The sequence below is a fragment of the Paenibacillus sp. D51F genome (genome assembly GCF_053345695.1).
Map to the genome: position 1 here is coordinate 38031 of NZ_JBKFAO010000011.1, position 25211 is coordinate 63241.

The following is a 25211-nucleotide window of genomic DNA, read 5'->3' on the forward strand; positions in this document are numbered from 1 at the left end:
AATTTCAGCGGCTTTCTCCCTCGAGCTCTCTTATCATTTTAAGATGGCGAGACTTTGGAGGGAAGCAGGTAACCACCTGGAAAGCCGTACTCGCCAACAACCCAATCACAACGACTACCCAATTCCCGCTTAGGTCTTTTCCAAGAACAACGCGAGAGGGGGCAACCAGACCGGACATTCGTGATTGACGAGCACGATTTTGTTCGGAGGAATAACCCTCGATGATCGTACCGTTAAAGATTGCAACAGCTATGTCATTCTGCGTGAAAATACGATCTGCATAAGCCTCGTTTTCAAGCCGGTCGACAAGATAATGCTCAGCAATATTAATACGGTAGCCATCAATTCTGCCATTCACCGCTTTACGAAAACACTCCAGCTCATGTGACCAGTTATCCTTACGGTAGTCCATGTCTCAATTACCCCCTTTGCGATTTTGTTTTGAAACGCAAAAAAGGCCCAGGAAGCAAAAAAGGGCATGACCAAATAGAGGCCTGCACTTTCCAATCCTGAACCATGATTTTTAATGTTGTCGAATGACAACGCTCCATCTTCGCTGAAAAAAGGACAGCGGAGAAAATGTTGTGTTGATTAGTATTGCCTTCAGTATAGTGGAATTTTACCAATCTAGCAATGAGTTTAGCGGGGAAAATAGAAGAGCCGCCCCTCTGCAGGGCGGCTCGCTTATGATGGGTTACGCTATTGCCTGAAATAGGCATGGAGCGTTAGATAGCGCGGTTGATCGCGGCCCATGTCCTTGTGCAGCGCTACACCAAGATCAATCAGAGCATTCTCACTTCCGCGAAGGGTCCGCACGTTCAGTAAGTGAAGCAGCAGCTGATGGATGGGATCGCTGGAGTCCCGTATCGGGTCATGCGTGCCGATCAAATGATGAGATCGACTGGCTTGGAAAAACATATCCTCATGCCGGTAAACGACCATTCGTGTGAACTCCGATTGGAAGTCCGGGGAGATTTGTTCAGGGAACAGCAGCGCCCGGAACAACTCCGTATCCGATATCGGCAATTCTGTCATTTCAAACCAGGAACGGACACCCGCGAAGGAAATTTCCATATTCATCATCATGTAAGATTCCACGAATAAACTGTCCATCATCTGTGCGTTCATTTAATATTGCCCCTTTATAAAGTCTACTCGTGCCACGTGAAGATCGTCCCCGGAGGCCGATTCAAGTGTCACCGCGATCGCGTCTGGTATGTCTTTTGCATAAATGCTTGGAGCCTCTGTTTCGCCTGAATATAAGTTTAGCACATTGTTGTAATTTACCAAATTTATAATGGGCTTCCCGGTCATAGGATCAGTCATTTTGGTATAAGACACAATGGTCGTTTCCACCGGCGTTGGTGTCGGTCCTGGAGTGGTGGTAACCGGAGTAGTGCCGTTTGTCGGTCCAGGGGTCGTAATTGGTGCAGTGCCGGCCGTTGGTTTCGGAGTCGGTGTCGGTACAGTGCTGGCTATCGGTCCCGGACTCGCTGTTGGAGCGGGAGTCTTCGTAACACGGGAGCGATGTACCTGGCGGGCATAAGTGCCATACAACTGCTCAATGCCAAAAGTGATCGTCACGGTATCGGAGGTATTTTCAATAACCGATGCGGGCGTCGGTACAGAAGTAGAAGAGATCCCTGCAGATGCCGCTCCAAACGAACCACTTTGAATAAAGATGGTTCCAGGGTAAGGGATATCTTGCCAAGGTTTACCCGTATTTGGATCAATTCCCCGATCGCGATCTAGACTCATGAGATTATCGTTCATCATGAGTGATTTGAGCTTATTCGCATATTGTCGATCCGTAGCATAGGTAACTCGCTGCAGCTCGTTGGCAATCTCGAACGGATTTTGCATTCGGAGCATGTTGGAATAGCGAGAATTTTGATGGAAGAATGCAGCATGATCATCAAAGGATTCCTGATAGCTGCTGTACGCTCTGAATTTTCCATTGATGCGATACACTCCCCCATCATCTTCCTCATTCGTTCCGGCGTAACAGTATGGACCCTTCCAACTTGAATTCGCCTTAATTCCGAATACATTGTTGCATATATCCGATTTACCCCAGCCAGACTCAAGTGCCATCTGAGCCAGTGTCACGCTGGCTTTTACGCCGGTGTTTATTTCGGACTGCATGGCATAAGCAGCCCATTTGATAAAGAAAGGGTTCGTAAGGTTTCCGACCGTAGATGGGACGGTAATGGGATCTCCACCACCACCACCCCCGATTCCGCCTGAACCGGAACCTAGAATGCTGCCTGTATTGATGTCTCGAGTCAAAATAAGTCCGGTTTCATTAAACGGTGGCGCCGCGGTTTCTATATAGACATTACTGACGTACAGCATCGGAGCGGTTTTATACTCATAGCCGTTCATTTCGGAAAAATTGACGTCCTCCACTGCATCAAAAGCCGCTTCGCTGGCTACATCCATGATTTTGGACATGAGCAGGATGTAGTTCGTGGGATCGATAGGCTCTTCCCCTTCGGGAATGAGCTCGTAATGAAGGTGCGGTCCAGTCGACCGGCCGGTATTCCCCGATAAACCAATAATTTGGCCTTTTTTTACGGTTTGACCGGTACTGACCAAGGCATTGCTCAAATGAAGATACCGCGTTGTCCCGGGCATGTCTGTATCAGAACTCTTAATTTCAACATAGATGCCGGCATTTTTAGTAGAATCGGGATCGGACTCCTTCGGGTAAACAACCTTTTGGATGATACCATCCTGGGAGGCCGATATAGGTGTGCCACTTGGCACACCTATATCAATCCCGCTGTGAAAGCTCTTTTCCCCCGTTACGGGGTGAATTCGTTCGCCAAACTTGCTGGTGATGATATCCTCCAGGTTCGGCTCGTAGATTTGGGGCGGCAGATATTTCTGAGATAAGAATACTCGTGCGGCTACCGCTTGATTGGAAGAAATTGCAACCGCGATAAGGTAGAAAAACAAGAAGACGACAATGATGATGGCATAAACATACCAAAAGTGCACAAAATGACTGGCGACTTTTTTGATAACCTCCTTACGGAGCTTATCCTTCAGCTTTTGCTTCATTTGATTTTTCAGATCGTTGCCGACTTGTTTCAGATTTTCTGAATTCAGAAGAGCCAAGATTCAGCCCCCCTATTCTACGGTCGAGCGCTTTACAGGCTTCCGGGTTTGCTGCGCCGATCTCGTATTCTTTTTGACGACATTTTCAGTATCCTTGTTACCTTGCGCCTCTTGGAGCTTACGTCCGTTTGCCTTCTTCATTAATTCGATTTCACGATTCATAACATCCAGGTTCGTAGAGACTTCAGTCGTGACCTTATTTTTCAAGTTCACAATGACTTTGGTAGTGGCATCCTTATTCAGGCGGACTTGAAATTCATCTCCCGGATTGAGACGAGTTCCATTCTTAATCTTGGCCGCTCCTTCTTCGATTGCGTGTTTCACCGAGTCAGGCATCTTGACCTTACTCATATCGACGGAGGAAGCCATATTAACCTTGTTTTCGTTCAACATATCAATTCGATTGGCGCTGCGTACACTAGTCGAGTTATTCAGAACGATTCGCTCTGCAAACTCCGATCTGGCAACGTTGTGAGCAATCTTTTCTTTTGACTGTGTGATTTTTTTCTTGAGGTCGTTCGGCAGCTTAACCTGCGCAGCATCGACGTTCGTATTGAGCTTCGGACGGACATTGTAATTCATATCAGGTGATGCGACAGGAAGCGAAACATCCGTTACGGTCGGCAACTCCTTCAGAACCTGACCTTTTGAGAGTGGAACAAGTTTTTTCGTTTGAAGCGCAGAGGCAGCTTCAGATTTTGGAGCAGTAGCGAGAGGCGCCTGTGGAGAGCGCACTTTGACGCCAGCAGTCGAGAGCACATTAATTGCAGAAAGAGGCAGCTTAGGATTGACTGATTTTACTGAAGCAGGTATGTCAGTCTGCGATGCGGCCGCTTTGCGGAATGCTTCGTTTGCAGCAAGTAGATCGTCCCGCTTCTTGACAAACTCGGGCATAGAGTTAAAGTGGGAAGCTACGGAAATACGTCCACTTCGTTTTTGCATGGTGACGTTGACTTTCTCGGTTGTATTCAGACCAGCTGCTTTAAATCGCCCGTCCATGTTCTTTACGAAATCAGTGTGATCAACGGAATTGCCCGTTAACGCTGCTGTGTCAATCGCTCGTTTATACTCAACTTTATAGCGTTCGAAAAGTTCTACCATGATGAAATCGTTGACCGACGTTTCCAATTTTCGATTTTTGTTGAGGGTACCGGCCCTCTGAATTTGGTTGATTGCCGACTTCGGACGGTTTACCATAAACGTCGATGCCTGGCGAATGGCATTCTCGTTGGCATACATCGTGGCGGCGACTTGCTGATCGTTCATACCCTCATTGACGCCTTGAGTGAGGATGGCTTGTTTCACATCGCCACCATCTTTTTTAATATCGCTCAGCCGTGATTTCTCGTCCTTCCACTCCTTGTCCATTCCGCGGAACGGGTTCTTGACGTTATTGCGCAAGTTCTCATTAACCTTCTGAACGTAAGGGGTGTACTGAACAGGTTGACCGGTTTCGGCTGCAACTTGTTCTGCTGCATCCTTTTCTCGTTGGTAGCGCAGCTGCATACTGGCAGTCGTAGCATCATTTAAACTGTCCCCTGCTTTGGAGATAGAGTTGGGATTGAAGGTGCTAGGTACACCCTCCGGCTCTTTTCGGCTAAACATACTGCTCACAGACGCACCCGCTTTGTTATACAGGGAGCGGGTTACATTCCGCTGAACCGCATCCAGGACGGTTGACTTTGCCTTTGGCACCATAGGTATGTGACCAGCAGCCTTCGAGAAAACGGATCCGATCTCTGTGCGGTACTTGAAAATCACGAATACCACAATCGTTTCCAACAGCATAGCGGTGAACCAGCCAGCATTGGCCTTATAGACGATATTGAAGACCATGTGGCCAGCGACGAGCGATAAATCAAGGAAGAGCATGGTGAAAACTGTCATCATGACAAGACCTATTAGCTTTATGAACTGACCGCGGACAACGGAAAGACTAGCCTCCCGACCTGGCAAGAGCGAGGCAAGAAGAGTAACAGACATGATTATGGCATGGATTAAGAGCTTAATTCGCATGAAGATGGTTGCAATTGCCCAAAAGCAAGAAAGACCGAGAATAATGGCAGAGAAAATGGCGTTGCAGAGCAGAATGATCATCTGTTCGTCTGAACGGATTTTCTCAACTGCCGGGAATGTCTTCTTAACACTCCGGAGGGCTTCAACCCGCTCAGCGGAGTAAGGATCCGTCTTAAGGACCTTATCAACCAAATTAGGGTGGTTCTCATAGGCGGAGGAATCGTCAAACTGCAGCATGCCGTATGGCTTCATAACAAGTTCCATCCACATCTGTTCCGATATCGCCTGGACTCCGGTTGTTGTAGAGGTGCTGAGCCCCCCTGGAGCGGCCAATCCCTTGTACATGGTCGCTGCCAGTTCATTCCCTCCGTCATTCATCAACCGAAGGAAGGAGCCGGCATTAGCAAAAAAGGCTAAGGCAACAACAAGCGCCAAGACAAAAGAGAACATCGTCTGGAGCGAGTCTAGAAAGCGAAGTCGGACAACCTGCCATAATACATAGGCAAGGGTAATGGTAGCGAAGATACCGAACATGCTCCCCCATAGTCCGCTTCCGAGATTGCCTCCATTGATTCCCGTCAAACCTTGAATAATTTCTTCGACTCCATCAATTAAACTATCCATGAATGAAAACGTGAAGGCTTCACGGGCAATGAAGTTGAAGAAACGGGTGACCTGTACCCCTCCCAGGAATACCATCGATAAACCATGATCGTAAACCGAGTTAACGCTGTCAGTCGCTTGTGCTCCCACTTCCCAAAAATGCCGCTCCGGAGTCAACGTCTGGAACGAATAGTGGGAGGGGCTGTACTTGTTATAAAGAGTGCCTGGCGTCTTATCGGTTGGGATCATGTCATCCATGGAGTTCGCATACGAGATTGTAACTGGGACAGCGAAAGCCACCAACAGGGTTAAGACGACGCTCAGAATGACAAACATGCGTTTAGATGGCTTCCTAATCGTCACCCTCGGCATCTTCATTAGGATCCAGATCCTCCTCTCCAGAAGCAGCAACCTCTCTGTGGTACTTGGAGAAGCGTTCGAGCACAGAGTACTCGTGTTCTTCTTCCTTTTCGTCTTCTTCTTCCTCCTCGTTTTCTTGCGGCGGACGGGTATCAAAGCAATCAAATAAATGCTGGAACACGACATCTATACGCACAAGCCCAACGCGGCCATAAATGTCCTGCATCAAACACTGACCATTATCGAGATTTTTGATCATATCAATATTTTCTTGTGTGATTTCCAAACCGAAAAAAGCAAGGGTTTTTTCGATTTTGGGGCGGTCCGAATCGCGGAAAGCAAATTTTACGCCGATGTTTCCCGCGAGGTCGCCAGCAACGTCAGTCGCGTTTTGAGTTACAAAGATCGCGCCCCCGTTGAGGCTTCGTCCTGTACGAACGACTTTATCAGCAAGCGCCTTGCCTGCCTGTGTACCCAAAAGCGCCCACGCCTCGTCCATGAGAACGAACTTGAAGATCGAGCGGTCATGGTAGATGAACTTCTCAGCGAAGCGTGCGATTGCGAACATAATAGCAACTGACATTTTTTCAGCGAGCGAATAGTTATCCGGCAATTTGTCCGGTTCAGGCATTTTAAGATTTTGGACCTGCAGAATGTTGATCGCATGATCCATGTTGATCGTGTTTTCCCCACCCGTACCGAAAAGCAGTTTGGCAAAGGACAAAGTTTCAAAGCTCTCAAGGATTTCGGCAAGCTGCTTGGCTTGCGGTCGTTCTTCACCCATCTGATAAAGAACTTCCACACATTTTGAAAGGTATGGCTTCTCCATGGCAGCAACTTGATGAACGGCGCGGGATATGTAACTGTACTCCGCACTATTGGTTTTGGTCGAAGAAAGATAAGAAAGAATTTCGACCGCGGCCTCTTTAGCCGTTTCAATATCATCCAGCATGACAAACGGATCGAGCTTGCCCATATCCTCTTTAGAAGAGGAAAGCGTAGCAACTTGTAACTGTCCGTCAAGTTCCGGCAGCATATCCGGCCAGTGGGTACGTTCGCCCTTCGGGTCAAAGATGAGCGACTTCCCACCGAGTACAGCTCCGTTCTGATAGGCAAGCAAGTTGGCCGTCACCGACTTACCGCCGCCGAGCGTCCCTGTTACCGTCATGGATGGGCTTCGGTTGATTTGGCTGGCATGGCCTGGATCAAAATAGACAGGATGGCCAAGAAAACCGGTTGTGCCAATGTACAGACCCTTTCCGTCCCCGAGCTCCTGCGTGGCACCGACCATCCCTGCGGCAAGCGTCTCGGGCGGGATCCGCTGGATATAGTCGGACACGTACCGGGGTGAACCGGGAATGAAGTCATTGAACAGCAGCCATTGGTCGCCCGCGGGCAACTCGATATGGATGTTGCCGAAATCACGATAATGGTCCTGGATAATCTTCACATTGCTTTTGAGCATGTTCAGGTCGGTGTGATACATGCCGAATGTGACGTGAGTGATGAAGGTCGGATTCTTCCGCTTCTTGTACTCGTCTTCAAGGTACAGCGCCCGCTCCTGCTTCTCCTGCAAGTCGAGCGGCACCTGTGCGTTCGCCTCGTGGATGTTCTTTACCTGATTATCAATGTCCATTTTCTTCTTGCTGAGCTTCTTCAGCGCGTCTCGAGCTTCCAGAACCTCCACTTTGATGCTCATCTCTACCGGGAATGGCAGAGTAGCAGCGCTGTAGAGCCACTCACTGCCGGGCATTTCCATGTTCTCGGGTAATTCAGAGAGTGTTAGGTACGCATGGTACACTTGCTTATCCTCTCCGTCATGCGGTTGAGTAATCTTGATTCGGCGCGGGTGAGAGGCATCGATATCGCCTTCCGCGAGGGTTAGAACTTGACGGGAATCGTACAGGAATGTACTGACGCCGCCCCGCTCCCCCTTCGTCTTTTTCGGACTCCATCCATCACCATCCGCCGATCGGAGAACAGGATCGGCAATTCCCCACCAAAAATTCCGTTTAATCAGCCATTCGATGTTCTCGAGCGTTGCCCGCTTCACTTTCATCTTGCGGGAGAGACGGTCAAAGATTTGACGCTCTTTTATCGTGTAGGCGTGGAACTCATGTTCAAAAATTTCCGGCTCGTTTAAGCCAGTAAGATTTTCGAAGAACCGCTTCGGATGAAGAATCATCTTTTTGAGCTCAACCGCAATCGTTTCAGCCTGTTCCACAAGGTCCTTAGCTTCGTTCTTTGGCAAGTAGACAGCGATATATGCTCTGTAATCGGCGTTATTGGAGCCATCGACGGAGTTATAATTGGTGTTCAGGTAATCGTCCATCGTATTGATGAACTTCTCCCCCCATTTTTTCATGGGTCCGTTAATGCGTTCCTTTAATCGCTCGTGATGTTCGGATATGTCATGCGTCCGTGGCAGCCACAAGATTTGAAACTGGTCTGTAAGGAGTGCGAGGAATGATGTTTGTGTAATGAGACGGTCTATTTTTTGCTGCTCGCTTAAATGGTCATAGACATAGGAGTCGATTTCATAAACGGCCCAAACGGATTTATCGTGGTTAAAGATCAGGTTTTGCTCGAAATAAGCAACTGGGAACTCGATTTTGATTTTGTTTATCTTTTTCTTTGCTCCTACTGCCAATTGGGGGACCTCCTTGTTAAAAAGAGGGGCGCGCTATGCACGCTCCCTCCGGATACGGTATATGACTTTGCTGCCGTAAGCGTAATGCTTGGTGTGTTCAAACTTCCGATAACGATGTAGGCGCTTGGGGCGCATCCAGTATTGAATCATCCCAAGAAGCCATTTGTGAGGAGCCTTGCCATCGAGCTTTTGTTTGGCTATCAGCCAGGTGGCGCCGATCGGTAACAGGAAGATGGTATACGATTTGGGAAGGAAAAATAGCAACGTGTTCCCAAGGATCCAGAATACGAACTCACAAACCACGAATATACTGATGACACGTAGGTTTGCGGGGACGGGCAGCTTCTTTCCTTCCAATGCGTAGACCACCCAATCAAGGTTCCAAATCTTGGTGTAGTTTGAAACCGTGACCCGAGGAGATTCGTGCTTCTCGCTCATTATTTTAAGAACGAGTCATAAATTTTACCGCCGATAGCCGATACCCATTTCCAGTTCGTGAAGATGGCGACTACGAGTGCAATGCCCATGAAGCTTATCATTTTCATCCAGTCACGAGTGAACAGGAAGTACACACCCACTGCAAGCAGCACGGCCGGAATCAGCGCGTTAATGTTTCTCTCAAGGCTGCCACCAATCGCTACACCCACACCTGTTGCGAATACTGGCGATACAATGGAGAACAGGGCGATGGACAGCAAGGCGATTTTGAGAGCAGTGTGCAGGTGTTTACTTTTCATCATTTCGGGTAAATCTCCCTTCGAATATAAGTATATTAGTATACTAGTTATTTGATATACAACTATTGAGACGCGGTTGGAGATGGGGAGCTGCTTGCGCTCGATGTTGGACTCGGGGACGCAGTCGCCGGAGCGGAAGAATCTGTCGCGGAAGGCTCTGTATCTGCCTCGGGCATTACAACCCCATTGGACAGGACATACAACCGGCCGTCCTTCTGTATGACCCGCAGCTTCCAGGTGTTTGTGAACGGCTCGCCTAGGTCACTCTTGACGATTACGACTGCTTCGATGCGATAAGTGGTTGGCTCTCCCACCTTGGCAGGATTCTGATAGAAAGACACTTTATCGAGCTTGTCGTAAGTGAAATCCGACTTCTGAAGTGTTTCCGGCGATTTAACCGTGTCCGCATAGAAATAACGTAGCTGACTGGTATTACCATCGTACCAGGAGTGCAGAAAGCTATCAGCGAGGTCTTCGGCCTTCTTCGCGAGATCCTCATCCCCTACCGTAGTTCCCATGGAAGACATATCCACGGTAACACCACGTTGCTGCTCGGATACAAATCGCGGATAGTCTTGGATGACCGGGCCTTCTACAGCAAGTGTGACAGGAACGACCATGTACGTCTTCTTCTTCACGATTGGCGGCGTCGTAGCCTTAGCTTGAGCGGCCAGCAATTGATCCGGGAGAGTTTGAACATCTCTCCAAACGACTACGGTAACGTCAATGTGCTGCGAATCAATCAGATTGGTGGAGTAGATTTCCGCGGAGGTCACTTTACTCGATCCTTTAACGTCGAAATTCTTTAACCCCATTTCAGAATCAATGCCCTTAATGAACTTGGTTAGGCGTGAGCTCCGATCGGCCACATAGTTCGCGTCCCAAGTGAAATACTCAGTTGCGAAGTCAACGGCGAAGCCTTTGACGGAATCTGAGACAACCGATTCATTATTGCCGTTAATGATCGTCTGATTGATGGTCCGGTTCCCCTGGGCGAAGGCGATGGCGCCTTTCAGTAACAGGAGACTCATAAACACCCAAAATACGGATCGGAAGACCTTTTTCCCTGCCATGCTCCTCGGCGCTTTCGGCTTGATGGCCTTATCCGATTTTCGCTTCGGCTCCGCTTTGGACTTCTCGGCTTTTTTTTCAACCTGCGTCTCGTTATCTGCGTCTCTATTCTTTTTTTTGAACAACCCCAAACCTAAATCACCTACCTAGTGTTGATTTCGTTTGCTACGTCCTCCCGTGGCGAGTATCCCAAATACAAAGACCATCACCGCGATTAGGATTATTGCGGTCTTTGCGTCAAAGCCCATGAACCAATCCCAAGTGTCTACAACTCGTCCCCATAAACCGGGCGCTTCTCTGACCACGGCTGCTGAGGCTTCATCTACGATGCTGGCAACCTTCTTGTGGGATTCGTCCATCTCATTCGGCTTATAATTATCTTGCGGAGCGGCGGGCGTCTCCACCTTTGCCGGAGGCTCGGGGGCGACTATCTTCTCGACCGGATTGCGGATCAGGAGAACCGCGAGAATCAGCGCCAAGAGGACTCCCACACTTGCGAAAATGACCTTTTTGTTTTTACTCAATCGCTCACCTCCCCTCGAGCGGGATTGATGTATATTAGTTATTTAATATAATAACATACCACTATTCTAATTAATATATGACTATTGGAAAATTTGTCCTATAGAAAAAAGCGATTCAGCCTTCATTCACGATAAGACGTAACTGGGGACGTCGCTGATCTTGGAGTCGCGGCGTCTTTTCTGTGCGCCGGCTCGGTGACTGCGTGACCGAGCATATTTGCCCTTTAGTGAGCCTAACGAATCCGTAGGCCCGCTTCTGCTCGGGTGACATTTCCTCATATTTCATGCGGTTAAGCCTCCCCTTCTTCTACAGCCGATGCTTCCCCTCTTGCTGCCATTATGTCCTGCATCGTCCGTCCTACTAGAACCTTTGTGGGGAATTTCTCTGTGAAGACCGTGCCTGAGACAGAAAGTATGTTCTTCAACCTTGTCTCGTAGATGGCGTTAGGAACAATGAAGGCGATAATCCCATTTTTTTGAGCCTCGCTTACTCCTGAGTGATGAAGAACAGCCTTATATCTCTCGAGTTTGTTGGTGATAGACACCTGGATTGGATCACCCTTCTGGAATGGTGATCGACGAATTGGTTCGCTTGAACGATCCATCTCAATGTAATAAATCTGATTCAGAATCCGCAGCACCGCATCGGGACGAATCTCAATTGAATCGTTATGGCCGTAAACTGTTAATGCCGGATACCAATCCCACTGGTGGAACTGCTCGGCCGTGGACGGCATCAGCTTGTACTTGAGATCGAGGTATACCTGTGCGACCGCCCATAGATGATCCTTCCTTGCCCTCTCCAAGTCGAGCTCATTTTTGGAAAGCCTGTATCGCTCCACATCCACGTCTTGTAACCTGGTCTCTATAAGCCTGAAGCCTTTATGGGATAGAAAGTACCAAGTCTCTTTCTTGATCCCATTGTGTCTCTGCTTGGGATTCTTCCGAATCTCATTGGGATCAGTTTGAGCTCTTTCCAAAATACCCGCCTGATAAAGAAACGTCATTCTATCGCGGGCTTTCCGTCTAGGCTCCTTAATGTTTCTTCCCAAGAAATAAAGATCAACCACTGCAGTCAAAGGCATACATCGACAGAAATAAAGGTCGGTCAGAAACTCCCAATCAACGTCGTTGCTTAACCGATCAACGTACTCACCGAAAGACAAGTCCTTTTTCACCCTCGGCTTCCGCTTTTTCTCTTCATGTTCGGTTGAGATCGTAGCCAAATAACCCTCACTCCTTTCAGTTCATGCCTTTTTTACGCGCTTTTTTTTTCAATCGGGGCGTTTTAGGGTGTTAGTCGCGAATTCGTATCGGTCCAGTAATGCCGTAACCGTGCGGGAAAATCGCACAAACTGCCTCCCAATGACGACGGAAGAAAAACGGTATAAAAGACAGAATAATTAACAATCCCAAATCAGTACCTCGACACAATAAAAAACAGGTAGAAAACAAAATGAATGACATAGCTGGATACGAATAAAAGACAGTCCTAAGGCCAAAAAAAATCCCCCCCTAGCCGTATCGTTTTGAGCTGCTTAATTGTCTGACAGGCTCATCTTAATACAGACCTCCCCCATTGGGCAATGTTGGCAAAATGGAATTTTGGAAGAATGACCGCAAGGTTAAGCGGTGTATTTGAGGAAGGATCTTGGCGGGGAAAGAACTTCACCTGTACTATCGACCAGGAAACAGATAATTCATAAATGGTTTATAACAGATATCCCCGTTGGGAGCGACTATTATAATCGGATTAAAATGAGATGCAAATAACATCATAATTTGATTTGACTATGATTATAATTGGACATACAATCATAGTAGATTGAGCAATATTTCATGGGGAGGAAAAAGTATGAAACTGCATTACTTCGTTGGTAACGATATTGGGAATAGCGAGCAAGACATTTATGTTCAAGGCAAGTTGATTCAGCAGCCCAACGTCTTTGCTGTGGCCGGTCAAAACCCTTGGAATGATGACGATCTCGATGTGCAAAAGAACCTGAAAAACATTTACGATAACCTCGCGGTATCGATTGTCTCCCCTGTTTTGCGCACCGGGCTGTACCTTGTCGGACGTCATGCGTTGAAGACGGTTGGTGAGAATGTCACGAGCCTGTATGTGAAGGGGAACAATGCTAAATCCGATCAGGATGTTCCCTATGTCACTACGCTTGCCACAATCGCTGGCCGCGCCGTAGAGGAAGCAACTGAAAAAGAATCCTCTGTTGATTCGATTGAAGTTGAAGTTGACATGGCCGCAGCGCTTCCCGTAAAGCAACATACACCAGCTAACGTTGAGAAAATGAAGGATAAGTTTATGTCCGGTACCCATATGGTAACCATTCACTTGGGATTGACCAAGAAGGTTGACGTCAAAATCAAGTTCGTTTACGTACATATCCTGCAGGAAGGCACGCCTCCAGTCTTTGCACTCCAAATGGACAAAGACGGAAACTGGAGAACCGGCAGCTATGACGGCGAGGAGCAGAACAAAAATGATTTGTTTTCGGAATACGCATCCACCAATGCACTTGAAGGCGAAGTGGACGGCAGCATTCTTGATGGACTGAACATCTTGCACCTTGATCTTGGAGACGGGACATCGGACACGCCATATACAAAGGGCGATGTGGTGGACAAGGACTTCTGCAACGGAGTTAATCACGGCGTCGGTCACGCGATCGGAGAAGCGATTAACGACCTCCTTGCTCTCGCTCCGCACGCCTTCAACTCGGTATCTCGCCAGCAATACAGCGATATTCTGAAAAGCCAATTCACAAAACGCCCGCACAAGTTCTTGAGCGAAGCATTGCAGGCATTCCGGCCGCATATTGAGAACCAAGTCAATCAGATTATTAAGCACATCAGCGATCAGGTTCTGCGGATCGGCGCAAACGAGATAGACGTGCTTGCTGTTTATGGCGGTGGAAGTATCCTCATGCGTGAGTATATCTACCCAAAACTGAAGGAACTGGCGGATCACTCCCGCTTCAAGTTACTGTATGTGCCGGCTAATTATGCTGTAACCCTAAACGCTGAGGGATTGGACTTCTTTGTGCGAAGCGAAATATACTCGAGTTTGAAGGCCGTTGCTGTTCCTGGAGCCAAAAAGCAAATTGCGGCAGCGAAAGAATAATGGATAAACGACTACATCCGATTGGGGGTGAGCACGTTGAAGAAAACACCTGTTGTACCGGGAAAACCGATTGTAATGAAAACCCGGGAAGATGAAGAGCAATTATTGATGGATTGGGTCAATATGCAATCCATGTACAGCGATTCAATTCGGTATTTAATCCAAAAAGAAATCGCTGAGAACGGCCTGCGTAATCTGCAACTGTTCATCCCTCAATTCCGGACGATAGATAGCTTAAAGACCATGTCTGCCTATCAGACAACTGGTCCCGTACGGGAGCAGTCGTATATAGCCGCACAATCCTCCCCCAATGCCATTTCTGCAAATGTACAGACTGAGTCCGTGGCGCCAGTGACCTCACAAGATGAAGCTGTCGAGAGTACAATACAAGGAAGCGCCGGCAGCGATATTACGGCAACCGAGCAGTCAAACGGGGAAGGATTTAGAGCGCAGAACAACATTTCGGATTCCTCTTCTGGGGATCAACTACCTGCTATCGTGGCACAAGACAACATGAATGAGGCAATAACAAGCGAACGAAAAATACAAGGAAAAGATGCAGTCGCATCGGAATCGCCTCAGAAACGAAAAGGAAAAAAGAAATTCGGCTCTGATGTAATAGATTCCTTCGCAAACTAATAAAGACGCCTCTTCTATTTTCAAGGAGAGGCGTCTTTCAATTTCATTACAAGCCCTCAGTCTCAGTAAAATAAGTATTAGACTGGCCCCAGAATAGAAACAGTGGCAGCCATCGACGATAAAAAAAGGTCCTAGACTGCCGCAGTTTTATTAAGCTATCGTTTCCCGTTAGTTGAATCAAAATTTGTGATATTCACTTTATATATATGTCAGTTGGATCAAACACTACCTGGCACAAGCTCAGTTATCCGTTTTGATATCGTGTATTTCTTTAACGATAACCGATGCCTGGGTGACTCCAATAATTTTCCCTATTGTCAGTCTATGCTTCCCTCCATCAGCAATGTAATACTTCCCTTTATACTTAATTACTACAGGGTAGTCATTACCTGGATTCTCCAGAACCTTTTTATAAGAATCTAAGGTATATGAAGAATCAAAATTACTCATCTTATGGCAGTCTTTCAAGCACTCATACCAATTGGGCCCAGGATGGATTGGTTTTGCAGACCCAACTAGATCAGATAAATAGATAGTTTCCTGCCGACTTTCAGAATTACTTGAACTCGGTTCGGGACCTTCGTAAGACTCACAGGGCATTCCCTTCAGTTCTTCAATTCTATCGGGTGTTAGCCGCAAATGAAGTTCCTTTTTCCGTTCTTTTTCTTCTTCTTCCTTCTTCAATTATCAAGCAGCTCTTGATCCTTTGTCATAATATTTCCCCCTATTAGCTTACTACTTCCACTTTGTAGCGATGAAAACAATTATTACACTGTCTAAGTTCTATGATAATAATCCCCTTATCAGTTTTTACTCTTTTTCTGTTGATTAGCGTATAAGACTGATGATTACATTTTGTACAACTCATGATTTCCCCTCCAATCGCTCATCCTAAATTATACCATCATAAATCATCAGAGTACGTTTTGTCAGGCAGCTGTTGTTGCGTCATTGAAACAACCATATTGAAGCTCAACTGCCCTCTAGCTTAACGCCGCTTCTTAGTCTAGAACTACCACAATCTCTTTCCGTTCCGTATCAACATCTGAGGTGAGTTCTTCCACTGGCCGGCGCTTGGCCACGAATGCCGCAAGCGACGCGATGATCAAAAGCATAAGGATATATCCCGTATCCCGCGATAATAAACGGTTGCGCGGCATTGTCATCACGGTCAAGGACAACGAAAGCTGGATTAAGGCCAGCGATTACCGCGATCATACAAGCTGCCAGATAATCGTAAAACTTCATCTACCTCTTCCCCATCTAAATATATATTGAACTCGAGCCCACCTTGTCTACGGTTATACCGATGTCGGTGTACTTTTAATATTACAAAACGACATTCATGGCAATTTTTAGGGTAACAATATGTAAGTCCTGGAAATGGGGGTTAACGACAATGGTTTGGCTTAACGTGGATCGTCCTAACCGGAAGTGCACGCTGCACGAAAGCTGCACTTGTAAATATGTTGGAAAGAAAGCGGAGACGAGTTTTAAAGGCATTAAGCAAATGAAGCGGGATGGCGGGTGGCTCTGCTTTGATGATGCGACAATAGCAAGAGAATTCCAGATAGAGAACTATGAAAACTGGTCGTTTGGCAAACATTGCTAGCCATTTTATTGCAATAGAATTTGGATGCGATTCTAATATAATTAGAATCAAATATAGATTGAATATGAATGTGATTTGAATGCGATTTAAATGCGATTTGAATTTGATTTGAATGCGATTATAAAAAAGGCTGAACTTTTCTCGCTTGTTGGGCACATGTAATGAATCAAGTGTAGACAACATATGGACCGTGACAAACAACAAGGGCGCCACAAGGCGCCCCTATTTCAATCCATATTCCTCTTTCAAAGCATCCTCGATGTGTTCTTGGACATAGCGACGAATGAAGGCGTCTCTCTTCCCCCAATCTTCATCCTTCCGGAACAATCCTACTTTTCTAAGTCGATCTGTATCCGGCAACTCCCCCCATGCATGAATCGCAAGGTCCTCCAACTTACGTTCGATACGCAACCGTGTCATTATATCGTTCACGCGTTCGGTCTGCTGTTCTTCAATTGTTTTAACCGGCGGAAGCAATTTCTGCTGTTCTTCAATGACTCGAGCTGTGGCGATCATCACTTCTTCAAAGAGAACAGACTTTGCGGCTTCAATCTTCTCCTCAAACCGCTGTTCCATCTTCCTCCGGATCGATTCATAGTCAACAAGTGAATCACTACTTGTAGACCAATCGTCCGGAAAAGGCCGAACTTCGTAGACGGACGGCAGCTGTTCAAAGATAATCTGCAGATTATAGCTCTTTTCTCGCCCTTCTTTTATGTACCTGGCAATTTCTAAGTCGGTTTCATCATAAATTTTTTCTCCAAGGATTCTATTAACATAGTGAATCCGTTTGTCTTCCAAAGCCTTAAACCATTGGTCGATCGTGTTGTGATGCTTGTCTACAAGCTTTGAAAATTCAGTGATTTTCCAAGCCTTGGTCAGTTCCATTGCCTCTTCCCTCCCCCAAAATGTGGATCATATGTGATCTTTCCAGCGTTTATCTTATAGATTCTCCTAACTATCATACACAATTTAACGAAATTCGTCATCCACATATGAATCACATATGAATGAACCTCCTATATCACTCCAACAAGTGATTAACAAACTGTAATTCATAGTGAAACACCATATCATATTCGGTTTACCATAGGTGAATCATATCGCAGTACCGTATCACATTTGGTTTACCATAGGTGAATCATATCGCAGTACCGTATCACATTTGGTTTACCATAAGTGAATCATATCGCAGTACCGTATCACATTTGGTTTATCATAGGTGAATCATATCGCAGTACCGTATCACATTTGGTTTATCATAGGTGAATCATATCGCGGCACCGTATCACATTTGGTTTATCATAGGTGAATCATATCGCGGCACCGTATCACATTTGGTTTATTAAAAGTGAAACACAGGGGGGAGTTGGAGTGAGAGATCGGGAAACTAAATGACAAAGTGGGGAGTGAACGTTAATATATATATTAACTAACATACAACTATTGGAGGGGTGGAGCTCGTTTGAAATTTATTGGCATGGTTTTTGGTGGAATTCTGTCAGCCATCGGGCATACGATTGCCTTTATGATCAAGACCTCGTACATCGCTGTACGAAGATTTACAATGGATCCTGCTAATAAAAACTCCATGTGGAACATGCAGGCAATATCCATATTACTCGTCTGCATTTTATGTTTTCTCTGGATGGTTGGAAGGTACCAGGATTTGTTTTACGGAATAGGGGGGCCAGTGTTCTATCGATCAATCCCTTTGTTGCTTCCATGCTTTTTAGGTCATCTGATATACTCGTGCCCATTGTTTTTTAAAAGTACTTACTCCAAGCCGATCATTCAGACGTTTTTGAACGCTTTAACAATAATGGCTGCCGGTCAAATCATTATGCGTTTTGTCCCGATTGGCACTGGCTTGATTATTGCTTCGATTATGTTTGTAGGCGTAATAGTCCTGACGTTGTACTACACGCTCCATCTAAATATACGATCCACGGTATTTAATAAACTTACACGCACGGTGGAGGAGGCTGTTTTAGCGTCTGAAACGGGCGGAGCATCGAACCCAAAACGAAATAAAAAATCAGTGGAGACTGACGAGCTTATGAACTTGGATGTGATTGATATAAACCAAAAGGGATGTTTGAGTCACCTCCGGTACTATTCAGAAGAATGTAAATTGGAGCTGTTTAATACGGTTCCGACGAAGGAAAAGCAAAGTGAGTTGAAGATCCTCGGTAGGAGCGACCGTGCCCAGCATTCACAAATCATCGGGGGTACCGGCGCCGGTAAAACGCTTCTCGCTACGAACCTCATTACACAAGATTTGCTGAATGACTTCATCGGATCGACCATCATCGAACCGAAAGGGTCACTCATCAACCGACTTTCTAATTTCATGGATCGGACCGGGAGAACTTATCGCAGACTGGACCCGGAGTATGAACAAACCGATGTTCTTAACCCACTGTATGTACCAGAAGGCGAAGATATTGAGCCAATGATCGAGGCTAACGTCTCCGCATTCCACGGTTACCTGGGGCCAGACGCTGAAGCATACTTCAAAAGTCGTTCAACACAGCTCTTGAGGGTTGGCATTAAAGCACTGAAAATGGCTTTCGGGAATGATTGTACCTATCTTGATCTAAACAAATTGATTCAACCGATCAATGATGATTACCGAGCAGAAATCATGTATGAACTGATCGGAAAAGAAACGGAAGTACCCGTACTGTTAGAATATACACGGAATATGGCTGCAGGCGGGAAATTACAGGAACACGCTATGCAGACCTATTCAAACCTGTATGATTATTTGAGCGAGTTAACCTCTAACAAGTATATACAACGTATCTTCTGCGGACCATCGACGTTCAATATTGACGATTCCCTGCGGAATGGGGAAGTCGTATTGGTTAACGGAGCATATGGTACGTTGCAAACCCTGACCTACACGGTAGGCCGACTGTACATAAACCTGCTTCGGGCAAGTACATTCCGGCGTAATTTGAAAGAGAAAGTCCGGCCTCACCAATTAACGGTGGACGAGATCGAAATGTTTGCCGATGAAGAATTCTCGACGTTTTTGGAAATGGCACGTGAGTTCGAGGTCTTCGTGAATGTCATCCACCAAGGAAATGTACAGTTGGAGGATGTGAGCAAAAGACTGAGTGTCATGGTCAAACAAAACGCCGTTCAAAAATTCATCCTGGCCGGTCTCGATAATGATGACGCAGAATACTATGCCGACATGATCGGTGAAGATTATCAGATAGGGATTAGCAGCGGTACAGATGAAATGTCCACCACCGGCTTTAAGACGCAGATAAAAGAGGAAAAACGGTATCGAATTCTTCCAAGCGAAATTACTCGCTTGAAGGGTTACAATCCCGAGACAAGTGAGGCGGGGGAATGTTTGTTTAGAGGTGTACAGAATAACGTCAGAATGGATCCGGTCATCGGGCTAGTCTACCCGCTGCCACGTAAACTATTTGAACCTCTCACAACGACCGTGGAAACGAAGGCGACCATCTCGGTGGAAGGTACTGAACTAAAACACATTTCTTCGGAAAAACAGCAACCTGGCCTAGATGAGGAGCGAGGTGAAGAACTTCAACAACCAAAGCCCAAAAGAGAAGAACCGCAGAAAGAGAGCAAACTTGATCGCATAAAGAAAAAAGCACGAGAGGCAAGAGAGATGGATAAGGGAGAGGGGGAAGAAATAGAAAAATCAAACACCGGATCGGTTCGTAATTCCGCATGGGATAACGGGGGACAAGCAGAAAAAGAGGTTGCTGCAGCAACTGAACCACCGGTTCAAGAAAAAGAAGGGACGGAGAAGAAGAGAGAAGCCCAAAATCCAGAAGGACCACAGGTAGCAGCAAAAACTAACCCGAAGCTAAACGAACTTGAAGAAAACTTAATCCGGAATGCACAATCAAGCCGAGCTGAAAGAAATAATCAAGGTACGGAAGCTGGGTAATGCAACAAGCAAAAGGCCGACGAGCGATCGCCGGCCTTTTTTTGTGTGCTTATTAGTCTTCCTCATTTTTTATATCATGGAAGCTTTCATTAAACATTTCATAAGCTCTACGACCGAGAGGGGAGAGGGTGTATAACTTTTGTCTTCCGGACTTGTCGTAACCCGCAAATCCCAAGCCTTCCAAGTAACAGACAGCAAAATTCAATTCGCCGCGGCGAACACCACTTTTAAGAGACAAATCTTCCTTATTCCAATCACGTTTAGCGAGAGCCTGCATAACGAGTTTCGGGCCGTTCGGTAAATTTTTAACCGCCATTTCCAGATAAGGTTTCAATGAACCCTCAATTTTAAAATCAAACATGGCCAATACGCCCCTTTATGGAAGTGATTCATTAACTAATATACTAACATATATATTGAGTAAATTACATACAGCTATCAGTCCGCAAACTAGAGAGTATACATTAAGACGGGAGAGGAAAACAACACCAATAGACAAAATATTATTTTTTCGACAGGAACGGGTAATAAAACGTTAGAAAAAGTCGATATATGTAAGAAAGAGCATTGATTCATTAACCCGTTTCAAATGGATTGAATCATCATCATGAGAAAGTCGTGAGAGAGGTAAAATATATAAATGGAACCATTATTTTGGCATCATTTTATCATTAATTTTTTGTGCTGGCCTGTATTATTAATACTTGGATTCGCGTTATATGGCTACAAAAACAAACTCGTCAACTTGATCATCGTCTCGGTGAGCATGCAAATTGTCACAAGTTTAGCAATCCAATTCGAGAACCTGGATGGATTCGGCACGTTTGCTCAATGTATCACCATGTTATTGTTAATTTGGCGGTTGAGATTCAAGAAGCAGTGGGCGGAAGCCGTACTCATAACAGCGACAATTCTTGGAATCGGGATTTTGGTGCGAAACACAGTGTACTTCTTCTGTGACCCCTCATCCCGAATTGAGGAAGATATAATCCTGGCATTAACCTTCGCTGGTTTAGCACAGCTGGTCGTTACCCTCAAGCTTCAGTTTACTTTCATTAGAAGTCCGAGGGTAAAGGCCAAGCACGGCTGGAAAACAAAACGTATCAGCGTAGGTTTTTTTACGCTGCTTTCGTTATCGGGTTACATGATGTCGTACCTTCCGGATCATGTCGCCTTCTTTCTTGTTACGGCTGCCATCATTTTCGATCTTATCTACTTGATGGCCCATTCGATAAGACTGGAATTAGAATAATAAGCTTAGTGGACAATGTTACGTATGACCATGGAGAGTTTGGAATTGCACTCTATTTTTATTTCCATATTAAGGTTGTTGTTGTTAGCGATCGCTCGTTTAATGGAACTGCGGAATTTTTGTGCGCGGATCCACGAAATCTCAACGAACTTGCCAGCCATGTTTTCATCAAAAAAGATACGGCCATTTTTTTCGTCAAAAGTGCGGGCTTGATTGAGGTTTGCATAGATGCCGCTTTGGACGCGAGAAAAACCGGCATTCTCCAACTTTTCTTCAAGGATCATGTACTCATGCAGTGATTTTCCCTCGGTAAAGACACTGTCTTGCATGTGGTAATTTACACGATTGTCTTCATCTACCTGTATATATAAAACACGATTAAGGTCGATTTCAATCAGTTCATAAGGTCTTTCGTTATTCAATGTCGTTTCAAAGTGGCCGGCAATACGCATCAGGTCGTTATAATTTGCCCGGTAAGCGTCAGCAAACTTGCGAAGTGTTTGAGGCATGGGAATCATTTGGGCACCGGATTTACGGTTTACACCAAGTTCCACATCACGGATATAGCCATGACTTAACCCACTCCTCTTGGCTGCTTCCCTCAAACTATAACCGCATGACATACGCAGAGCTTCCAGATGTTGCCCGATGTTTTGATTCATTGAGAAAAATCCCTTCTGCATTAGGTTTAGGCAGAGAATTGGCGACCCGGCTATCATAGCTCTCGCATTAGACCCGTAGTTTTGCGTCCTGCATTTTCACGCAGTTTGCCCCTGCATACAACCTCTGATTAAAATATACCATGTTTAACCTATATTGTGGGTAGAATTAGTCGAATATTACTTAACTTTAGTAAGTATAGTACATTGAGCATAGTGTGTCGAAATCATCAAATTCCCATTATGTCGAACAGTGTCTAATAGAGTCCAAAAATGGAAGAAAGATGTTGACCGAAGAGTCGGGTATATAGTACAATTTGCCTGTACTTATTATAGTACAAAAGACACACTCCACTCAAACGCAAGCTCTGATCGACCCGAATTGGAATATCAACACCGTTGAAGGGAAGAACTATTATGCAAGCATTGCCAAAAACGAATGTTACGATTACCATCCTCATTGAAGGAAACCAGGGCGACAATAATTTCTCGGCGTATATTCCTGAGCTGCGTTTGGGCGCAATGGGTGACACGGTGGAAGAAGCCAAAGCAAACGTGATTGATCTTGCCAAAATGGAGCGGGATCGGTTGCTCAAATCCGCTAAGGTAAATGTTCCGATCATTGAAAAAATCGATCTGGCTGTATAACTAAAAATCCCGTTAATGGACAGGGGAGAGGGAACAGAAATGTTGAACCTTCTCCCTTTTTTGCACGCTATCTCGCATTGAATAAATCTACTTATATAATACTTTAAAATATTCAATAGCAAAAAATTATGAGAAAATCAGGAAAGGGGATATAATCGAGTTTAGATACAGGGAGGAGGTAACAATATGCGCCATTTTTTCGACCCATCACTGCTGCCGGTAACTACTACCGATTTGGACGGGAATTTCCTTTACGCCAGAACGCATGGCCTGCATTACTATGGATATCCTGACATTATCGTAGAGCAGGGGGGAGAAGAGGCGGAATTGTTGCTTCTCGATATTCTGGATCGAATCTTCAGTCTCGAATTCAACATTAACGCTACGTGGAACTACAATGGGAGACTTTTCAGACTGGAGACAGGTGATGATGGACTTGCTCACGTAGTTTATCCGGAAGCGGATGAGGCTCGGATCGTTACTATCTTGAATCCTGATACCGGTCTGCCTGCGAAACACTTTTCAAAGGGGCTGATGGAGCTCTTCAACCATCCGGAAGCAGAGGTAAACGGTGAGATCCCTCACAGCAAAGAGATCCTGCTGTATGTCCTCGACCAAGTAAAAGCGGGAGAGTTATATGACGAGGAAGTAGTCATCACGTATGAGGGAAATGCGTACGGAATTAACTGTATGTCTGACCGTCTAGGGAAACCACTTATTGAAATATATCTGCAGCAACCGGCATGCGATCAGCCGCGAACCGAGAGACCGAAAAAGAGCCGGGCAAGTCATTTGTCTCGAGTAAAATAGTCCTTCTCTTTCCAATTGTCGTATAGTAGTATATATGTATATATATTAGTTAATTATTCTATATATAGCTATCATTCTTATTGAAGGGAGTAAGCAATGGGAGCTAAGCCGCCAAACTTCATTGAGGAGCTTGATTTCGTCCTGACGCATCCAAAGTGTAATGTCAAAGTGCTGGAAAGGTACTATAACAGTTGGCTTTACATGTTTGAGTCCGTTCCGCTCTTTGCCATTGTTGATCACATGAGGAAGGCAACGCCCAAACTATTGAACGAATGGGCAAAGGAAAACAAAACGGTTCGTTCGCTGTTAATCGAGATAGATCCGACCCGTGATGATAAAGGCGGAGCTGCCAAAAGAACCATCACCGTGCACGTAGACCTATCGAACATTACCCCGGAGATGAACGAGATCTATCGAGTCTCTTGGGAAACCGAGCTCGATGAACCGATCGTCAATGCACATTTCAAGACAAAATCGCTGCTTGTGATTGACAGGAATGATGGGAATGTGAATCTCGTTGGTATCAGCAACCTGGGTGCCAACCGCTATCATCTGTATGTGAAAAAAAGGAGGAAAACAGGATGAATGAAGCGTTAGCTGCAAACCCGATTCAAGAGTATAAAACGTCCCTGCGGCGCAGGCAGATTCATCAAGGTCTCGTAATCGGTGTGGAAAACCACTCGCCACTTGGCAAGAACATGCAATGTGCACTTATCCACTTAAACAATGGCCTAAAGGGATTGATTTATGAGGATCAATTCGATCGCCATAAATATCGGTCCCTTGTCGGCTTCATCGACCATACGATTGATTTCATGGTGCTGGATGTAACGAAACTCGGAAAAGACGCTGAGCAGGTTAAGGTCTTTGATGAAGAAAAAGGGATCGTCCTTCTATCCCGCGTCCAAGCCATCGAAGAACTGCAGGAAGAATTTTGGGAGACAGCCGACCTACAACACATCGTAACCGGCCAAGTTTCGGGTTTTGAGGACGAGCGCATATATATCCGCATCAAGGGAGTAATCTGCGTAATGCCGATTCAAGACTACGAATACGACTGGACGATGTCCGGCCGGAACCTGCTGCCGCTTGGAACAGAACTTACCGTCAAAATTACACATATCGACCGCGAAAAAAAGCAGGTCAGGGTTTCAAGAAAAGAACTACTTGAAGATCCGTGGGCACGCGTCAATGAAAAATATGGCGTAGAAAACTTTTATGCCGGCCACATTACAAGCGTCGTTCAAGATGTGGGAGTTTTTGTGAAACTGGAGCCGGGGGTTGAAACGCTTTGCTGGTTCCCGCAAAAAATGCCTCGTGATGGAATCCTTGAGGGAAAAACTTGCACCGTTCGCGTCAAACATATACACGCAAAAGCTCGTAGAATGGCTAGCAGAATAGTCGCGTTCCCGCATGAACTCTACTAAGGGA

Annotated in this window: 23 protein-coding genes and 1 riboswitch; of the genes, 8 read left to right on the plus strand and 15 right to left on the minus strand. The window is 45.9% G+C overall.

Going from position 1 to position 25211, the window contains the following annotated elements; all coding sequences use genetic code 11:
- Positions 1-4: 4 nt before the first annotated feature.
- The 10 genes from ACLBWT_RS18315 to ACLBWT_RS18360 form a co-directional block, all read right to left on the minus strand.
- Positions 5-412, minus strand: a complete 408-nt coding sequence (locus ACLBWT_RS18315; RefSeq protein WP_447664568.1) for a DUF4258 domain-containing protein — start codon at positions 410-412, stop codon at positions 5-7.
- Between the two features lie 287 nt (positions 413-699).
- Entirely contained in the window at positions 700-1128 is a 429-nt protein-coding gene (locus ACLBWT_RS18320) for a hypothetical protein (RefSeq protein WP_447664569.1), read from the minus strand.
- A complete protein-coding gene (locus ACLBWT_RS18325) occupies positions 1129-3123 on the minus strand; it encodes a glucosaminidase domain-containing protein (protein WP_447664570.1) in 1995 nt (664 codons plus the stop codon).
- Between the two features lie 12 nt (positions 3124-3135).
- Positions 3136-6078 (minus strand): CD3337/EF1877 family mobilome membrane protein, encoded by a 2943-nt coding sequence (locus ACLBWT_RS18330; RefSeq protein WP_447664571.1) that lies wholly within the window; start codon positions 6076-6078, stop codon positions 3136-3138.
- 16 nt (positions 6079-6094) lie between these two features.
- The gene (locus ACLBWT_RS18335) at positions 6095-8752 is read right to left on the minus strand and encodes an ATP-binding protein (protein ID WP_447664572.1); all 2658 of its coding nucleotides are present in this window, start codon (positions 8750-8752) and stop codon (positions 6095-6097) included.
- 33 nt (positions 8753-8785) lie between these two features.
- Complete coding sequence (locus ACLBWT_RS18340) at positions 8786-9190, minus strand: TcpE family conjugal transfer membrane protein (protein ID WP_447664573.1); 405 nt, start codon at positions 9188-9190, stop codon at positions 8786-8788.
- Positions 9190-9492 carry a hypothetical protein gene (locus tag ACLBWT_RS18345; protein WP_447664574.1) on the minus strand — a complete coding sequence of 101 codons (303 nt, stop codon included), beginning with the start codon at positions 9490-9492 and terminating at the stop codon, positions 9190-9192. The genes ACLBWT_RS18340 and ACLBWT_RS18345 overlap by 1 nt, the downstream gene beginning before the upstream one ends.
- Positions 9493-9551: 59 nt before the next feature.
- Positions 9552-10691, minus strand: a complete 1140-nt coding sequence (locus ACLBWT_RS18350) for a conjugal transfer protein (RefSeq protein ID WP_447664575.1) — start codon at positions 10689-10691, stop codon at positions 9552-9554.
- Between the two features lie 15 nt (positions 10692-10706).
- Complete coding sequence (locus tag ACLBWT_RS18355) at positions 10707-11084, minus strand: hypothetical protein (protein WP_447664576.1); 378 nt, start codon at positions 11082-11084, stop codon at positions 10707-10709.
- Positions 11085-11374: 290 nt separating this feature from the next.
- Positions 11375-12310, minus strand: coding sequence for a replication-relaxation family protein (locus ACLBWT_RS18360; RefSeq protein WP_447664577.1), 936 nt, complete (start codon positions 12308-12310; stop codon positions 11375-11377).
- Between the two features lie 629 nt (positions 12311-12939).
- On the opposite strand from ACLBWT_RS18360, the gene ACLBWT_RS18365 reads away from it, so the two are divergent.
- Entirely contained in the window at positions 12940-14223 is a 1284-nt protein-coding gene (locus tag ACLBWT_RS18365) for a ParM/StbA family protein (RefSeq protein ID WP_447664578.1), read from the plus strand.
- 36 nt (positions 14224-14259) lie between these two features.
- Positions 14260-14862 carry a hypothetical protein gene (locus tag ACLBWT_RS18370; RefSeq protein WP_447664579.1) on the plus strand — a complete coding sequence of 201 codons (603 nt, stop codon included), beginning with the start codon at positions 14260-14262 and terminating at the stop codon, positions 14860-14862.
- A gap of 240 nt (positions 14863-15102) precedes the next feature.
- Here ACLBWT_RS18370 and ACLBWT_RS18375 read toward each other — a convergent pair whose 3' ends face one another.
- The 3 genes from ACLBWT_RS18375 to ACLBWT_RS18385 all read right to left on the minus strand — a co-directional run bounded on the left by ACLBWT_RS18375 (position 15103) and on the right by ACLBWT_RS18385 (position 17362).
- Positions 15103-15546 (minus strand): hypothetical protein, encoded by a 444-nt coding sequence (locus ACLBWT_RS18375; protein WP_447664580.1) that lies wholly within the window; start codon positions 15544-15546, stop codon positions 15103-15105.
- A gap of 354 nt (positions 15547-15900) precedes the next feature.
- Complete coding sequence (locus tag ACLBWT_RS18380) at positions 15901-16110, minus strand: hypothetical protein (RefSeq protein WP_447664581.1); 210 nt, start codon at positions 16108-16110, stop codon at positions 15901-15903.
- A 586-nt stretch (positions 16111-16696) separates the two neighbouring features.
- Positions 16697-17362: a hypothetical protein gene (locus tag ACLBWT_RS18385; protein WP_447664582.1), complete on the minus strand. Its 666-nt coding sequence runs from the start codon at positions 17360-17362 to the stop codon at positions 16697-16699.
- A gap of 577 nt (positions 17363-17939) precedes the next feature.
- Between ACLBWT_RS18385 and ACLBWT_RS18390 the strand changes: the two genes are divergently transcribed.
- Positions 17940-20411 carry a type IV secretory system conjugative DNA transfer family protein gene (locus ACLBWT_RS18390; RefSeq protein ID WP_447664583.1) on the plus strand — a complete coding sequence of 824 codons (2472 nt, stop codon included), beginning with the start codon at positions 17940-17942 and terminating at the stop codon, positions 20409-20411.
- 52 nt (positions 20412-20463) lie between these two features.
- On the opposite strand, the gene ACLBWT_RS18395 is transcribed toward ACLBWT_RS18390, so the two are convergent.
- Positions 20464-20772: a hypothetical protein gene (locus tag ACLBWT_RS18395; RefSeq protein ID WP_447664584.1), complete on the minus strand. Its 309-nt coding sequence runs from the start codon at positions 20770-20772 to the stop codon at positions 20464-20466.
- 279 nt (positions 20773-21051) lie between these two features.
- Here ACLBWT_RS18395 and ACLBWT_RS18400 point away from each other — a divergent pair, with 279 nt between their 5' ends.
- Positions 21052-21663, plus strand: a complete 612-nt coding sequence (locus ACLBWT_RS18400) for a hypothetical protein (protein ID WP_447664585.1) — start codon at positions 21052-21054, stop codon at positions 21661-21663.
- Positions 21664-21668: 5 nt separating this feature from the next.
- Here the strand turns inward: ACLBWT_RS18400 and ACLBWT_RS18405 are convergent, their stop codons facing one another.
- Positions 21669-22325 (minus strand): helix-turn-helix domain-containing protein, encoded by a 657-nt coding sequence (locus ACLBWT_RS18405; protein WP_447664586.1) that lies wholly within the window; start codon positions 22323-22325, stop codon positions 21669-21671.
- A gap of 37 nt (positions 22326-22362) precedes the next feature.
- Positions 22363-22445, minus strand: a riboswitch (cyclic di-GMP riboswitch).
- Between the two features lie 294 nt (positions 22446-22739).
- Here ACLBWT_RS18405 and ACLBWT_RS18410 point away from each other — a divergent pair.
- The 4 genes from ACLBWT_RS18410 (at position 22740) to ACLBWT_RS18425 (ending at position 25207) form a co-directional block, all read left to right on the plus strand.
- Complete coding sequence (locus ACLBWT_RS18410; RefSeq protein WP_447664587.1) at positions 22740-22970, plus strand: hypothetical protein; 231 nt, start codon at positions 22740-22742, stop codon at positions 22968-22970.
- Between the two features lie 186 nt (positions 22971-23156).
- The gene (locus tag ACLBWT_RS18415) at positions 23157-23780 is read left to right on the plus strand and encodes a hypothetical protein (protein ID WP_447664588.1); all 624 of its coding nucleotides are present in this window, start codon (positions 23157-23159) and stop codon (positions 23778-23780) included.
- Between the two features lie 96 nt (positions 23781-23876).
- Complete coding sequence (locus tag ACLBWT_RS18420) at positions 23877-24365, plus strand: hypothetical protein (RefSeq protein ID WP_447664589.1); 489 nt, start codon at positions 23877-23879, stop codon at positions 24363-24365.
- Positions 24362-25207, plus strand: a complete 846-nt coding sequence (locus ACLBWT_RS18425) for a 30S ribosomal protein S1 (RefSeq protein ID WP_447664590.1) — start codon at positions 24362-24364, stop codon at positions 25205-25207. The genes ACLBWT_RS18420 and ACLBWT_RS18425 overlap by 4 nt, the downstream gene beginning before the upstream one ends.
- Positions 25208-25211: the final 4 nt, after the last annotated feature.